Source organism: Robiginitalea aurantiaca (assembly GCF_030380815.1).
GTDB classification, from domain to species: Bacteria; Bacteroidota; Bacteroidia; order Flavobacteriales; family Flavobacteriaceae; genus Robiginitalea; species Robiginitalea aurantiaca.
Genome location: NZ_JAUDUY010000015.1, coordinates 1 through 14,848 on the forward strand (window position 1 = coordinate 1; position 14,848 = coordinate 14,848).

14 protein-coding genes are annotated in these 14,848 nt (G+C 38.5%); all 14 read right to left on the reverse strand.

What is annotated here, in order from left to right:
• Positions 1-404, reverse strand: a 404-nt coding sequence (locus QU605_RS15015; protein ID WP_289726151.1) for a hypothetical protein, incomplete at its 3' end; no start/stop codon positions are given.
• A gap of 401 nt (positions 405-805) precedes the next feature.
• Entirely contained in the window at positions 806-1,435 is a 630-nt protein-coding gene (locus QU605_RS15020; RefSeq protein WP_289726152.1) for a sugar transferase, read from the reverse strand.
• 53 nt (positions 1,436-1,488) lie between these two features.
• Complete coding sequence (locus QU605_RS15025; protein WP_289726153.1) at positions 1,489-2,793, reverse strand: phenylacetate--CoA ligase family protein; 1,305 nt, start codon at positions 2,791-2,793, stop codon at positions 1,489-1,491.
• A 189-nt stretch (positions 2,794-2,982) separates the two neighbouring features.
• The gene (locus tag QU605_RS15030; RefSeq protein WP_289726154.1) at positions 2,983-4,176 is read right to left on the reverse strand and encodes a glycosyltransferase family 4 protein; all 1,194 of its coding nucleotides are present in this window, start codon (positions 4,174-4,176) and stop codon (positions 2,983-2,985) included.
• Positions 4,177-4,183: 7 nt separating this feature from the next.
• Entirely contained in the window at positions 4,184-5,320 is a 1,137-nt protein-coding gene (wecB, locus tag QU605_RS15035) for a non-hydrolyzing UDP-N-acetylglucosamine 2-epimerase (protein WP_289726155.1), read from the reverse strand.
• A gap of 5 nt (positions 5,321-5,325) precedes the next feature.
• Positions 5,326-6,459, reverse strand: a complete 1,134-nt coding sequence (locus QU605_RS15040; protein ID WP_289726156.1) for a polysaccharide biosynthesis C-terminal domain-containing protein — start codon at positions 6,457-6,459, stop codon at positions 5,326-5,328.
• Entirely contained in the window at positions 6,456-6,896 is a 441-nt protein-coding gene (locus tag QU605_RS15045; protein WP_289726157.1) for a cupin domain-containing protein, read from the reverse strand. The genes QU605_RS15040 and QU605_RS15045 overlap by 4 nt, the downstream gene beginning before the upstream one ends.
• The gene (locus QU605_RS15050; RefSeq protein ID WP_289726158.1) at positions 6,897-7,901 is read right to left on the reverse strand and encodes a polysaccharide biosynthesis protein; all 1,005 of its coding nucleotides are present in this window, start codon (positions 7,899-7,901) and stop codon (positions 6,897-6,899) included. It abuts the gene before it with no gap.
• Between the two features lie 4 nt (positions 7,902-7,905).
• Complete coding sequence (gene wecC, locus QU605_RS15055) at positions 7,906-9,117, reverse strand: UDP-N-acetyl-D-mannosamine dehydrogenase (RefSeq protein ID WP_289726159.1); 1,212 nt, start codon at positions 9,115-9,117, stop codon at positions 7,906-7,908.
• On the reverse strand, positions 9,114-10,235 hold the full coding sequence (gene wecB / locus QU605_RS15060) for a non-hydrolyzing UDP-N-acetylglucosamine 2-epimerase (protein ID WP_289726160.1): 1,122 nt from the start codon (positions 10,233-10,235) through the stop codon (positions 9,114-9,116). The genes wecC and wecB (QU605_RS15060) overlap by 4 nt, the downstream gene beginning before the upstream one ends.
• A 385-nt stretch (positions 10,236-10,620) precedes the next feature.
• On the reverse strand, positions 10,621-11,268 hold the full coding sequence (locus QU605_RS15065; protein ID WP_289726161.1) for a CatB-related O-acetyltransferase: 648 nt from the start codon (positions 11,266-11,268) through the stop codon (positions 10,621-10,623).
• Positions 11,269-11,294: 26 nt separating this feature from the next.
• On the reverse strand, positions 11,295-12,362 hold the full coding sequence (locus QU605_RS15070) for a glycosyltransferase family 4 protein (RefSeq protein WP_289726162.1): 1,068 nt from the start codon (positions 12,360-12,362) through the stop codon (positions 11,295-11,297).
• A 138-nt stretch (positions 12,363-12,500) separates the two neighbouring features.
• Positions 12,501-13,631 (reverse strand): glycosyltransferase, encoded by a 1,131-nt coding sequence (locus QU605_RS15075; RefSeq protein ID WP_289726163.1) that lies wholly within the window; start codon positions 13,629-13,631, stop codon positions 12,501-12,503.
• A gap of 4 nt (positions 13,632-13,635) precedes the next feature.
• Entirely contained in the window at positions 13,636-14,838 is a 1,203-nt protein-coding gene (locus QU605_RS15080; protein ID WP_289726164.1) for an O-antigen ligase family protein, read from the reverse strand.
• Positions 14,839-14,848 lie beyond the last annotated feature (10 nt).

Genomic DNA, 14,848 nt, shown 5'->3' on the forward strand with positions numbered 1-14,848 from the left:
ATAACCCCGGGACTGACCGTAAGGTTAATCATATCAGAGAAGGCACCGGTCTGAGAGAGCAGGGCAGGGGCAAAGGGGCCGTTGACATCATCCGGGGTGGTCACAGGCATGTTGCCATTTAAAAATTTGCCCACAGGAACAACAGGTATGGCAGCTTCTAGAAGTGTTGTCCGAATAAATTGATAGGCATCTGATGGACCGGCTTTAGAACCGCTTGAGACAGCCGGTAAACCACCCTCGGAATAATCATCGCCGAACAAGCCTCTAGCATCCGATTTTTTATAACCGGCATTAGCCAGGAGTTCATAATCTGAGGTACCAGGTTCTGAAGACCGGGATAACAGGTAAAGCGCCACAAAAGCTAAAAAGGCCGGTATGATTCTGAATAGTAGCCGTTTTGTCATCCAATAATGGTTAATCGGTAAATAAGAAAACCAATTTCGCTACTTGATTCCCGGGGTACCAGCCAAGGCTAAATCTCAACGATACCAAACAAGAATTACTACTACCAATAGTATCCCAATCCTGCAATCGGGGACTTGTGAAATAGTTTTTGCGAGGTTTTTAGATTACCGGATGATGAACTCAATTTTTTTTGTAAAATTACGAATAACTGGTTCCGATAACTAAAAAAAAAGGGTTGCTATCGATAAAATCCAGGATTAATCGGATAAATGGAAAGTCTTCCCTTTTTGGTCCCCAACTTCATGTAGCTTGTGGAAAGCGAACCTTCTTTTTTTTTAGGATGAATGGGAACAGTACTCCATTGCATCCTAAAGTATTCCTTGAATCCAAAAAGGTGCATTCAGGCCATTTGCGATTTACGTTCAACATCGAGCGCAGGGAGAACGACTGTCGGATCTACTATAACATCCTTTGGTCTAATTACTTTTAAGAAAGTCCAAAATAATATTTTAAGGTCCAGGAGAAAGGAAATGTTTTCAACATATTCTATATCCAACCTGAATCTCTGATCCCATTTGAGAACATTGCGTTCAACAGAAACCTGAGCAAGTCCTGATATCCCTGGACGCACACTATGTCTTATCTTTTCTTTCGGGGTGTAGTAGGGCAGGTACCTGACCAATAATGGTCTAGGCCCTACAAAACTCATATCCCCTTTAAGTACATTGAATAGTTGTGGTATCTCATCAAGGGAGGTCTTACGGATGAAGCTCCCTATTCTGGTCACACGTTGACCGTCGGGTAGTAAATTGCCGTCCTGATCCGTTTTATCGGTCATGGTTTTGAACTTGCATATCGTGAATATTTTTTCATCTTTTCCTGGCCTTCTTTGATAAAATATGGGGCTTCCATTATTTGCAATGCTCAATAAAAGAAAAAGGAGAAGAATGATGGGCGAAAGCAAGATCAGCAAGATTGCTGCTGTAAATGCGTCCAGGGTTCTTTTAACAAAAGGATAGATCGATTTCATGTGATTTGGATGGTATGGTTTGTATTCCTGGGTCAAAATTAAGAGAAGTTCTGTCAGTTTTTATAGTTATTCACTGCTAAACGTCTTTTTCCGGATGCCAATTGTGGAAATTCATCCACATATTCAAAGTTTATGATGGCATCTTTACCCAGTTGTGCCATTAGTCTCTTGGTCGCAGCTTCTTCACTTTCGAAGACTCCATCTAAATTGACCTTTACAGTGTATTTATTCTTTTCTTCCTGTATCAATTGAAATTGCTTGAGTTCAGGAAAATATTCCATTTCATAAGCGACATAGGGAGATAGAGCTTCCCCTTTGGTGTTGTATATTACATCCATTCTCCGACCTTCTATGGATCTCAATGTGGGAGCACGATTGAAATGCGTATTTTCCTTTGAGAGGATTCCCAGGTCTCCGGTATCATATCGAATGATCGGCATGCAGTAGTTAAACAGATCTGTAATGACAATCCTGCCAACTTCACCAGGTTTTGCAGGCACATTTTCATTTAAATCCAGGACTTCAACTTCATAACTTGCCCAATTAATGTGGTAATCTTTCCCTCCCCCAATTATTTGTTGGGCAAATATCCCATTTTCAGAATTTGAATACCTTGAAATTACAGGTGCTCCAAGATAGGATTGCAGTTCTTCTCTCTGTTTATTACTAATCCCTTCAGCCATGGTGATAATAGATTTGAAAGGGTTTTTAAGAGGTGGTTTTTCATTGGCCTTCATATATCTGACCAATTCAGATAATGCTGAAGAATACCCTAAAAGCGCTTTGCGGGATGCATCCTTGTTCATCCTTGCAATCAGAGACTTCAAAAAAGAAGCAGACAGATCGAAGACATGGATTTGTTTAATATTGGTAACAAACTGAGCAAAAGCAGACCTGCTGGTTTGCTTTGACCAAAACCGAATATAATAGAGTCGATCGCCTATTTCAAAGCCTCCCTTCTCTGCAAAATAAAGCGTGTCAGCTGTATTCCTGTTTTTTTTATTCAAATCCTGGCAAACACTGAATGGAACACCCGTCGTACCACTGGTTGAAATCTCAAATTCCGGTTTAAATTTTGGATCATTTACAATGAAATCCTTGTAATTTTCCCGAATGTCCATTTTGGTTATTATTGGGAAGTCGGACAATTCATTGTAATATTTATAAGGGCTATAAAATTTTGTATTATTTACTGCATGTTGAAGGAGTTCGTCCAGGGCGGATTTTCTCTTGACAGTGACTTCCTCTGAATTGATATTTTCAAGAATATATGAGATCTCTTCCATATGAGCCTTTACCTTACTGCCCTTGTAGGTATCAAGCATCCAGAAAATATTTCGTCTTAATTTTTCAAGCATCTCTTTTCGTTTCAAGCTGGAATCTTCGTTCAGCCGTACTTATTCGAATCCGGAAAACCAATGGGAAACCAAGGGGAAAAATAGGTCTACCCAAGGATTAATATGCAAGTTAGGAGCAATGTAAAATTCGATAAAGATAAATCGGCAAATTGCAGATAATTCCTCCTTATCGGATGAATTTACCTACATTTAAATGTTATTGCATATAATATCATATGCGTGGTGTGGTAATAAATTATTGATCAAATAGTTATACCCGTTTTCTCCAAATTCTTTACGGAGATTTTCATCGTTGTAGAGTCGTAATAAGTTTTTCTTAAACGAAGCAGTATTTCCGGCCTCAGACCATAAACCACATCTTCTCTCCTCCAGCATGGTTCCAAAATCCGTATTAACATCAATAGATGCCAGAACTGGTATTTTATTTGAGAAATAGGAATTCACCTTTGAGGGAAAGTTTGGAATGGTAAAATCCTGATTCAAGGAGATCAGACCGACATCGGCAAGACTCAATACCTTATTAAAATCGTATCGGGGAACGTAATCCATAAACGATACATTTTCTAACTCCATTTCTTTTGCCAGCCTTTCCAGCCGCTTCTTTTCTGTACCAGGACCCACAAGAAAGAACAAAATATCATGGTAATCTTCGCATTCTTTCGCAAGATCAAGCACGTTCTCCATTCTTTGCGGTAGTCCATGTCCTCCGCCGAAAATAACAACGAATTTATCCTTCAGCCCATAGCGCTCCCTGATTTCATCATCATCCTTGTCGGAAGGTACCTCATGGGCCTTCTCCCAATTTGGCAAGAGATGTAATTTTGATGGGTCGAGATATGGGTTATGTTCAAGGACATACCTTATATTTGCTGGTGACATACAGCCAATGCTGTCCGAACCATTATAAAGTTCGACCTCTTTTTTTCTAAAATATTGATAAACCGGACCTTTTGGTTTCATCATTTTAAGGTCTACAGCATTTTGAGGAAAGATATCTCGCAATATCAGGTAGAGAATTCCTCCCGATTTTTTTTTCAGCCAGAGGCCTACATCAATGAGGGTTATTGGCGGAGTCGGTAAAATTATCAAGTCAAAATCTAAAGGCACATTGTGTCTTTTAAGTGCTCTTTTGAATTGTCTGGGAAGAAGCATGTTGGAAATTCCTTTCATAATTTTCCCTGTCCCAAATAACTTCAAGGTGGGTACGCGAAGTACCTTGACACCACATTCATCTTTCAACTGTGATTTTTTCTCATCATCAATCGATGGCGCGATGACAAAAACCTCATGGCCCTGGGATCGAAATTCATGCATCAAATCCACATAGAGATTAGAAGAATTTCTTACATCCGAGAAACTAAGCGCTAAAAAAACTACTTTCATTATACGTTTATTTAGACCAGACTACGCGATTGATATAATCCGTGTATGAGAGGATAATTCTTACAACTTTGTCACTTACATTAGGCATGGAATAGTCACTTACCTCACGAAAATTCCGTTCCGGATTTCGTTTCTGTGATTTTAGTACTTCAAGGGCCTGTAAAATGCGTTCCGGTTGCAAACCTACCATCATGACAGAAGCCTCCTCCATGGCTTCCGGTCGCTCGTGCGCCTCACGGATATTAAGTGCTCTGAAATTCAAAATGGATGATTCCTCGGAAATGGTGCCACTGTCAGAAAGGACTGCATAGGAGTGTAACTGCAGCGCATTGTAATCTGAAAAACCTAAAGGCTTGAGAAACTGTATATTCTTATGTGCACTAATCTTTTTGGATTCCAGCATATTGCGGGTCCGGGGATGCGTCGAAACAATGACCGGATAATCGTATTTTTCAGCGATTTGATTCAGGGACTCCATGAGTCCATTAAAGTTTCTGGGATTGCTGATATTTTCTTCCCGATGGGAGGAAACTACGAAGTATCCATACTTTTTCAGCCCAAGAGTATCCAGAATAGGCGAGGCTTCAATCTTATCCTTCAGACTGTTAAGTACCTCATACATTGGGCTTCCGGTTTTAATTACCCGATCAGGTGACAGGCCTTCCCTCAAGAGGTATTCCCGCGCAATATCACTGTAAGTAAGATTAATATCCGCTATGTGATCCACAATTTTTCGGTTGGTTTCTTCGGGTACCCGCTGGTCAAAACAACGGTTTCCTGCTTCCATATGAAATACTGGGATTTTTCGTTTTTTGGCAGGGATAGCGCATAGACAACTGTTGGTATCCCCAAGGACCAGAAAAGCGTCAGGTGTAATTTTTTCCAATAAGGGATCTATGGCAATCAGGATTTTTCCAACTGTTTCCGAGGCATTCTTTCCAGCGGCATTTAAGAAGTGATCCGGTTTACGGATACCCATATCTTCAAAGAAAATCTCATTGAGTTCATAGTCGTAATTCTGTCCGGTATGGATGAGTGTATGTTCAATGGCCTCACTGACGTCTAAAGCTTTAAGTACGGAGGCGAGTCTTATGATTTCGGGCCTCGTGCCGACCACGGTAACGACTTTTAACTTCTTTAGCATGTTATTCAAATTTGTACATCTTCAAAATAAGTATCCGGATCCTCTGGATCAAAGGGTTCGTTGATCCAGAAAAGAGTAATCAATTCTTCATCACCTGTATTGGTGATATTGTGCGTATACCAAATAGGCATATCCACATATGAAGGCTTAGCTCCATCCATTTCATAATTTATTATTTCATTAGTTCCTATCCTGCGTAACTGTATTCTTGCTTTGCCCTGAATTACGGCAAAACGCTCAGCCTTACGGGTGTGGAAATGATTACCGCGGGTTATTCCGGGCACGGTAGTTGAAAAGGAGAACTGTCCTGGAGTGTTTGCTCTTGTAATTTCCACAAAACTGCCTCGAGGATCTGTATGCTTTGTAAAACTGACGGGATAATGATCCTCGGGTATATAACAACGGTAAGTATTAAAGAGGGCTCTGCCAAAGTTGTCAGTCAGATCGGGAAATACACCTTTTTTTTGGTAATTGTTTCGGTACTCCAATAATAGATTTAGGATTTCAGAAACCTTTTTTCTGTGCCTCGGGCTAATAGATAGTTCGCGAATTTGATCTGAGGTAGCCATACTAACTTCGTAGAATATTGCATTAACGATTTCAGACACAAGCTCATTGATATAAATCAACCCAATTTCATTGTCCTGAATGATCTCTGGAGATTCACCTCTGGCTACCTTATAACAAAAAGTAGCAACTACAGAATTGTAGTTTGGCTTGCCAAAGGGCCCAAACACATTGGGAATAGTTAGGGATGTGAACCGACCGCCGAATTCATTAGCCCAGTTTGTAAAAAGCTGCTTCCCTTCTTTTTTAGATTTACCATAAAGGTTGTCATTTTCTTCCTGCGTGGAAGAAGAAAAGATGATATGAGGTTTGGATCCCGTTCGCTCCAGGGCCCCAATCAGTTGGTCTACGAGATGGATATTCGTTTTATAGATTACTTGAGGATCCTTATGCCTGTTCATTGCCGCTAAGTGTACAATGACATCGCATAAACGAACAAACTCGTCAAGTTTCACTTCGGATTTGAAAAAAGAACGCTCAAAAAAGACTATCTCCGTATCGTCCCTGAGATTTATGGTATTATGAAGATGGGATCCAACGAACCCCGCTTGCCCTGTTATGCCTATTTTCATTTTGTATTACTTGGTTCAATAAATGGCTGGTCGCTCAAACCGAACCGAATATCATCAGCCTTAGAATCTGTAAGACCCATATTAGAGAAAACAAGAAGCTCAGAATCTGGTTCGATTGCCCTAAAGCCGTTTACATAGCCTGCAGGAATCTTTAGAATTTCCTGTAAATCAGCTCGTAAGGTATATATTTCAGGGGTATTTCTTAAAGGAATGTGAGTAAATTCGGACAAAGGTATAACATTAACGACGAAAGAACCTGTAAGACAATAAAACCATTTTTGCTCGTTTCTGTGTCCCTGCCAGGCCCTGGGGATTTGGGTGTCAGCCGGTTTGATCCGATACATTCTGACAATTTCCGTAAGGTCGAAGGAATTAAAAAAGTCCAGTTCCCCACGACTATCTACGAAACGATTACCGTGAATTAATTCTACAGGCATTTATAGGTTATCCTGAATGAATTGTAGATTCATCAGGGTCTCTTTCAGTTCATCCATTGAGAGTTGCTCCGTGTTATGGGAGTGATAGTCCTCTTTCTCGCTAATGTTGACTTCCCCTTGTGAAAAGTACCGGCTATAATTCAGATCCCTGTTATCTGCCGGAATCCGGTAAAAATCGCCCATATCACTGGCTTTTTGCATTTCTTCCCTGGTACAAAGGGTCTCATAAAGCTTCTCACCATGCCGGGTGCCAATTACCTTAATCTCATTATCACCCCCCGCAAGTTCACGCAGGGCTTCTGCGAGATCCCCAATCGTACTTGCAGGAGCTTTATTTACAAAAAGATCTCCTTGATTGCCATGCTCATAGGCAAATAACACCAGATCTACGGCATCCTCGAGAGACATCAGAAAACGCGTCATTTTAGGATCGGTTACTGTTATTGGAAGACCTTCTTTGATCTGTTTCAGGAATAATGGGATTACAGAACCTCGTGAGGCCATAACATTTCCGTAACGCGTAAGACATACTGTGGTTCCGCCTTCAGGAATATTCCTAGAGGCAGCAACGGCTACTTTTTCCATAAGAGCCTTACTGATTCCCATGGCATTAATGGGGTAGGCCGCTTTGTCCGTGCTAAGGCAAATGATTTTATCCACCCCGGCAGCAACCGCCGCATCAATAGTATTCTGAGTTCCAAAAACATTGGTTTTGGCAGCTTCAATTGGAAAAAACTCACAGGAAGGAACTTGTTTCAGTGCTGCAGCGTGAAAGACATAGTCTACACCAACCATTGCACGGGCAATGCTGTCGTAATTACGTACATCACCAATATAGAATTTCACCTTTGGGTTTTTAAGCTGGGTACGCATATCGTCCTGCTTTTTTTCATCCCGGCTAAAAATTCGGATTTCCTTGATATCGGTCTCCAGGAACCGATTGAGTACGGCATTTCCAAAGGAGCCTGTACCACCTGTGATAAGTAAAGTTTTGTTTTTGAACACTTTTCTAGTTTTTAGTTCCAGCAAAGTCTAATATAATCTTGGCTTTATCTTCTGGTAGCTCGGAAAACTCACTATGTGCCACAAGATAAGCGACAATGTCAGCTTTATTAAAGGCAGTTTTATAATCTGTCAATTTAAACACCTTGTGTTCCGCAATATTCGGTTCTACAATAAAGAAATCTTCATTCTGTGCATTTTGTAAAACCTTCTGAACAATATATTTGGCCGGTGACTCTCTTAAATCGTCAATATTTGGTTTAAAAGCCAATCCCATAAGAGCAATTTTAGGTTTTCTTCCATTCTTTAATTCGAAACTAAGTGAGGTGCTCTTTATTTTTTCAGCGCACCAAAAAGACTTATAATTATTTACCTCCCTGGCTGTGCCAATTATTTTCGATTCCATTGGATAATCCGAAACGATAAAGTAAGGGTCAACAGCAATACAGTGACCGCCCACGCCACTGCCAGGTCGGAGAATGTTAACTCTTGGGTGCTTATTGGCAAGGTCGATTAGTTCCCAAACATCTATATCCGCTTTATCACATATCAGAGAAAGTTCATTGGCAAAAGCTATTTGTACATCCCGTGACGAGTTTTCAACCAACTTACACATCTCGGCAGTTCGCGCATTGGTTGGGTGCAATTTACCTTTCACGTACTTTGAATAAAATTCCAGAGCTTTTTCTGTAGAAGCCTCATTAATGCCACCAATTACCCGGTCGTTATTTACCAATTCGAACATGACATTCCCTGGTAGGACTCGTTCGGGACAATAGGCGATATGGAGGTGACCTTTAAGCTCTGGTCTTTCAGAATGAATAAGATCTGCCATTTTTTCTGTAGTTCCGATCGGTGACGTAGATTCAATAATGTACAGATCGCCTTTTTTGAGCAGGGGTAAAATAGATCTTGTAGCTGCTTCAACAAAAGAAATATCCGGCTCATTTTTATCTTTAAACGGGGTGGGTACCACCACTAGGTAGAATTTCGCTTCTTTGGCAGCAGTATCCGCCGCCAGAAAGCCATTTCGTACCGCTGAGGCCACAGCTTCATCGAGTTCAGGTTCAACAATATGAATTTTACCTCTGTTAACGGTATCCACTACTTCAGGATTAATGTCCACTCCTAAAACTCGAGTCTTGGATTGGGCAATCAAAGCCGCTGTTGGTAGGCCAATATAGCCTAAACCAATCATTACTACTTCCGGGTTTTTCATGAATTCAAGGAATTAATATAGTCGACGATTCGTCCGCTTGCTTTACCATCCCCATAAGGATTAGAAAGCCTGCTCATATGCATATATCTTGCATTATCATTGAGTAATGATAATGTTTCATTAAATATTTTTGTTTTGTCGGTACCCACAAGAACAACAGTGCCCGCATCCACAGCCTCTGGACGTTCCGTAGTATCCCGCATGACTAAAACCGGCTTACCAAGGCTAGGCGCCTCCTCTTGCACACCTCCACTGTCCGTAATAACCAAATAGGATTGATTCATAAGCCAAACAAAAGCGGGGTAGGTAAGAGGATCAATAAGATGTATATTCGATAGATTACTCAAAATACGGTTTACAGGTTCTTGAACCTTTGGGTTCAAGTGAACCGGGTAAACAATTTGAATATCACCACGATCTTCGGCCAGGTCTTTGAGGGCGTTACAGATATTGATAAAGCCTTGTCCATGGTTTTCCCGCCGATGACCCGTAACTAGAATAAGCTTTTTTTCAGGGTTTATGAACTTTCGTAGCTTTTGGATTTCAATATCATCAGATGAACTTACCCGTTTTACGCTTTCGTGAAGTGCATCAATTACTGTATTCCCTGTAATAAGAATATTTTCTTCTTTAATACCCTCCCTTAATAAGTTTGAGAATGAGGTTTGTGTTGGCGCAAAATGATAATCTGCGATATGACCTGTTACGGTTCTGTTCATTTCTTCCGGAAATGGAGCTAGTTTATTATGAGTCCTAAGTCCTGCTTCAACATGACATACTTTTGCTCCAGAGTAAAATGCTGCAATACTTGCACCCATGGTGGTGGAAGTATCTCCATGAACATAAACGTAATCAGGCTTGAAGGACTCGAGAACATCTTTTAACCCTGTAATTATATCAGCAGTTAGGGTGTAAAGATTTTGATTTGGTTTCATTAAGTCCAAATCATAATCCGGGGTAATTTCAAAAAACTCCAAAACCTGATCCAACATTTCTCTATGTTGAGCCGTGACACAAACCTTTGTTTGGAAACGTTCATTACCTTTAAAAGTCTTGACGAGCGGTGCCATTTTGATGGCTTCTGGGCGGGTACCGAAAATGATAAGGTTTTTTTTCAAGAATATAAAATTATTAGGATATCGCTGATAATAAAAATCAGATTTTTCTGAAGTTACATAGCGATGTTTCTACAAAAATAGATATGGAAATTACTTCGTGGGTGATAAATCAGTGAGAATACTTATTTATTCGGTTAAATGAATATACCCTTTGCAGTAGTTTAAGTAGGCTAAAGTAATTCATCAATTTTTCTCTCCAGGTAATTAAGTGATAATAAATCTAATACATTGTTAAAAGCCAGAAATCCGGGAAGACTCAAAACCTACTTTTTTTGATTCCCATTTTCTGTGAAGCCTCCAAAAAAAGAAAGAGGTTCCGCATTACGTGTATCACTTAAGTGGAAAACCTAATGAATAGGAAGATATACCATAACCCTTTCAATGTTTAAATTCTGATAGCATTCAGGTCCTCAAGTGATATATCCGGTTTCCTGAAAATCTCAATGTTTTCAGAAATCTTTTCATCGGAAAAATCCCACCATTTGATTTCGAGTAGTTTTTCAATTATTTCGGGGCTAAATCTATATTTAATAATTTTTGCAGGTACTCCACCTACTATTGCATAAGGAGGAATGTCTTTAGTTACTAGAGCTTTAGCACCAATTACAGCCCCATCACCAATTTTTACACCTCCCATTATTAAACAATCAGTACCGATCCACACATCATTTCCAATAGTCACCGGTAAGTTCTGTTCATATTGAATAGACTTGACCCATTTGTTGCTTAGGGTATTTTTATTGTAGAAAATTTGATTTGAACTGAGATAGTTCAAGGGGTGCCGGCCAGCCCCAACCTGAATTTTTGAAGATAAGGAGCAAAATTTCCCTACCTCACAATAAACCAATGAACAACCTTTGCTAATTCGTGTATACTTTCCAATGGAGCTATTTAGAAGTCTTACAAAGGGGCCGATTCTGGAATATTTTGTAAATGATGAATCCTTATCCCAAAAGGAAAAAACAGAAACGTCCCTGTAGAAAATTTTTTTTAAAGAAAATATTGACTTCAGATAATTCAAATATCTCTGCATATTGTGAATTTAAAAACCTAAATACTTCATTTTACAACATAATCGATAGCATCAATAAATCCTTGAGCCATTATTTCTGGAGTTCGCTTTTTAAAATAGAATTCCCTGGCATTTTGTCCCATTTTGGTATATTTATCTGGATTGAGTGATAGGTCTACCATTATCTCAACTAATTCCTCTTCTTCTTTATATAATAACCCATTCACTCCGTTCACTATATTTAACCTTTCCCCACCCGTAATCGCATCTTCCTGTGTAATAAAAGGAACGCCATATCCAAAACTTTTTAGAACCGTCAGCCCCGCCTGACCTGGAGATATACAGGCAATAGAAGTTTGGAACAATTCTGAAAGAATCTGCTCGTTGAATTCACTTCCATGCAATATAATATTATCCTGATTTGAAGTATTTTCTATCCACTTTTCTATGGCTTTGTATTCACTTCCATTTCCCACTATGTATAGTCTGGGAGTTGAGGGCATTTTCAATCTAGCTTCTTGAAATGCATATAATAACTCAAAGACCATTTTACCCTTATATAAGCTGCCGACAAAGAGTATTTTATCTTTTTTTGAAGATTTATTTGGGACTTCAATTACTTCAACTGTATTCTGCATTACGAAAAGCTTTTCCGGAGGAAAGCCCCTTCGCATAAATTTATTCCTGGCATAATCACTATAAAAAATCATGGCATCTGACTCCTTTGCAAGAAGGTACCTCAAATAATTCACAGGGGTCTTGGCGTCAAATTTGTGTTTATAGGATGCCCTAACCCCAATACCCCAAAAAATCATTTTGTATTTCCTAAATGGATTTAAGGCAAGTTTAAGGAACGATAAATTCATAACGTAGAAAGTGCAAACAACTACGTCAAAATTTGGAATCAAGGTTGATAATTTATTTTCAAAATATTTGAAGCTTCCAAGCTGCTTTAAATCAAGTTTTATTTCGTTGATGCAAGGATTTAAATAATTTGAAGAAGCGCCAGAATGGGCAATTGTGAGATTTATGGAATCATCATCGGAAATCCTATTGAAAATTGGAATTCTGTAAGGCTTTAGATCATGTGTGATAAATAAAACTTCGACTTTCACGATTTCGATTTAATTATTTAAAAACGGTATTAATAAATGCAGATGTTCACTAAATGTCAGACAAAGAATTTTAAACTTTCTATCTGTAAGCTTAACTCAACTACCTTTACAGATTTCAGAAGATTTTCTCTTACACGGCTAGCCTTTGCTTTTGTCCTCAATGTATTTGACTAATAGCTGGCACCACTGTCCCATAATATTTGAAAGTCTGAAAGGTTGTAGGTACTGTCTGTTATTTTCGGAAAATGAAATTAGTATATCCGGACTTGACATTAAATACTCAATTTTCTCAGCCATGTCGGAATAATTAAATGCAGGAATCAAGAATCCATTACTGTTATTCTGGATAATCTCATTCGGACCTGTTGGAATATCAAAGCTTAGTAATGGTAAATTTTTGGACATGCCCTCTAACAAAACCATAGGAAAACCTTCATATCCCGAAGTCATTACCATCAACGAATACTCGTTGTAAAGATTGTATAGGCCTTTGACATTCCCCATCAATTTCACTCTTTTTACCAGATTGTTCTCAATTATTTTGTTATTGATCACATCTCTTAACTCTCCATCACCATATATATGCCATTCAAGATGAGGATTCTTATGCAGTACAATTTTGGCAACTTCAATTAAATTGGTGTCAAATCTCTTTTGCTCATTCAAACGGCCAACACTAATAATTTTATTCGTGTGGGGATTGTAGACAGATTGATCCTCAAGGAGTTTGTCATCAATAGGATTATATATTTGAAAAACGTTATTCGAAAGGGTCTTATTTTTGTAATTGTTTACATCAGCTTTTGTTAAACTGACAACACATTTTGAAAAAAAGCCTCCAAATTGTTCATTCCACCACTTGTATTTGTTTTTCTCACCATAAAAGCTGGAATGGGACCAATAGATCATTTTTGTTTGCTTTCCAATTACGGATAAGCCACCTAAAAGGCAAAAGCGATGTCCACATACAATTAGGATATCAATTTTGTTCTTTGAGAGGTATTTTCTTAAATTAAGAGCTGCTTCAATAATACCTTGCCGCATTCCCTTCCGTTCGGAGAGAAGGTTGAAATAAGATATTTCATCATTCCATGAATAGCCTTTCTTAGGCTGGAAAGGCTGAAAACTGATTATATGGACTTTTGCTACATTCTTTTCGCTTAATCCTTCCCCGATAATAGAAGTAACTCTTTCAATTCCCCCTTTACCCGAAAGGCTTCCTAGTAGAAAGGCAATATTTGGACTTTTTGTGAACATATTTTCACTCATTAAATCAAATTAGTTTAGGGGATCCTGAAATTTTGGATTCTATGTGATATAAGAAGCCTACATAGACAAAAAAGTACAACATTGCGTATGAGGCTTCGTAAAACACGTAGACGTTGTTTAATAGCATGAACAAGGCAAAAAATAGCCAAGCCAGTTTTACATTGGAATCGGCTTTGTTTCTGAGTAGCAGCTTAGTGGATTTAATAAATGGAAGAAAAAATAAGACGATAATAAGACCACCAATTAGTATACCTTGTTCCGCCAAGGCTTCAGTGTAACTGTTATGAGAAAAAAGATGATATGGATTGTATTTGACAAAATTTCCTGTACCAACTCCCAAAAATGGATATTCAAAAAATACATTCAGAGCTTCTTTCATCAGATAGGTTCTCCCATCCTCACTAATATTAGAACTTATCCTACTTTGAATACTGGACTGAAAGTAAATTCGTGAAAATTGAAAGAGAACTAGAATTCCGGTAATAATCATTATTGATTTCGCAAATAACTGTTTTAATGGATTGATAAACTTGATTTTATTAATCCAAATCCAGAACAGAATATTCGCAGTAAGCACAAAAATCAAACCAGACCTGGATTGTGTAACAAAAGACATCAATATTGATATAACCGGTATTATAATTAGTCCGAGGCCGGTGTATAGGTTTTTATATTTAAGATGTAATCTGAAAATCGAGAAGTTCGCAAAAAAGGAAAAATATGAATAGTAATTCGCATTGTAAGTAAACACAGCTCGAGAACCTGATTGCTTGTAAAAGCCGGATAATCCAAATGTTCCTGTTCTGTATTCGGAGTAAAATAACATTAAGGAAGCTAATATATAGGCTAAATGAAAATAGTCTTCGTATGATTTATTTTTAGTAAATGATAAGGCGATATATCCACCCATAAATGCAGCAATAATTTTTGGGTATACCATTTCAAATCTTTGAAAATCGAAGTCTGAATAATATACACTTGCAAGACATAGAAGAACAAAAAGGAGGTATATAAGAATTTCAGTTTTTTTTATGTAAAAAGTTCTTATATCATTAGCTATTGCTAATAAGAATAAGGTTGGAAAAAGAACAGTGAATCCTATTTTTTGAGTCCCATTGTAGAGACCGGTGAAATAGGTTACTATCATTACTATAATGAGGAATCCCAGGAAGATGGAAATTGGTTTTTGAATTTTGCCTTCTAACATTGCTGCAAAT

Bases quoted from the DNA above. Each gene is read 5' to 3' on its own strand.
- QU605_RS15020 (WP_289726152.1), bottom strand. From the start codon at position 1,435: ATGAAATCGATCTATCCTTTTGTTAAAAGAACCCTGGACGCATTTACA.
- QU605_RS15025 (WP_289726153.1), bottom strand. From the start codon at position 2,793: ATGCTTGAAAAATTAAGACGAAATATTTTCTGGATGCTTGATACCTAC.
- QU605_RS15030 (WP_289726154.1), bottom strand. From the start codon at position 4,176: ATGAAAGTAGTTTTTTTAGCGCTTAGTTTCTCGGATGTAAGAAATTCT.
- wecB (WP_289726155.1), bottom strand. From the start codon at position 5,320: ATGCTAAAGAAGTTAAAAGTCGTTACCGTGGTCGGCACGAGGCCCGAA.
- QU605_RS15040 (WP_289726156.1), bottom strand. From the start codon at position 6,459: ATGAAAATAGGCATAACAGGGCAAGCGGGGTTCGTTGGATCCCATCTT.
- QU605_RS15045 (WP_289726157.1), bottom strand. From the start codon at position 6,896: ATGCCTGTAGAATTAATTCACGGTAATCGTTTCGTAGATAGTCGTGGG.
- wecC (WP_289726159.1), bottom strand. From the start codon at position 9,117: ATGAAAAACCCGGAAGTAGTAATGATTGGTTTAGGCTATATTGGCCTA.
- QU605_RS15065 (WP_289726161.1), bottom strand. From the start codon at position 11,268: ATGCAGAGATATTTGAATTATCTGAAGTCAATATTTTCTTTAAAAAAA.
- QU605_RS15075 (WP_289726163.1), bottom strand. From the start codon at position 13,631: ATGAGTGAAAATATGTTCACAAAAAGTCCAAATATTGCCTTTCTACTA.
- QU605_RS15080 (WP_289726164.1), bottom strand. From the start codon at position 14,838: ATGTTAGAAGGCAAAATTCAAAAACCAATTTCCATCTTCCTGGGATTC.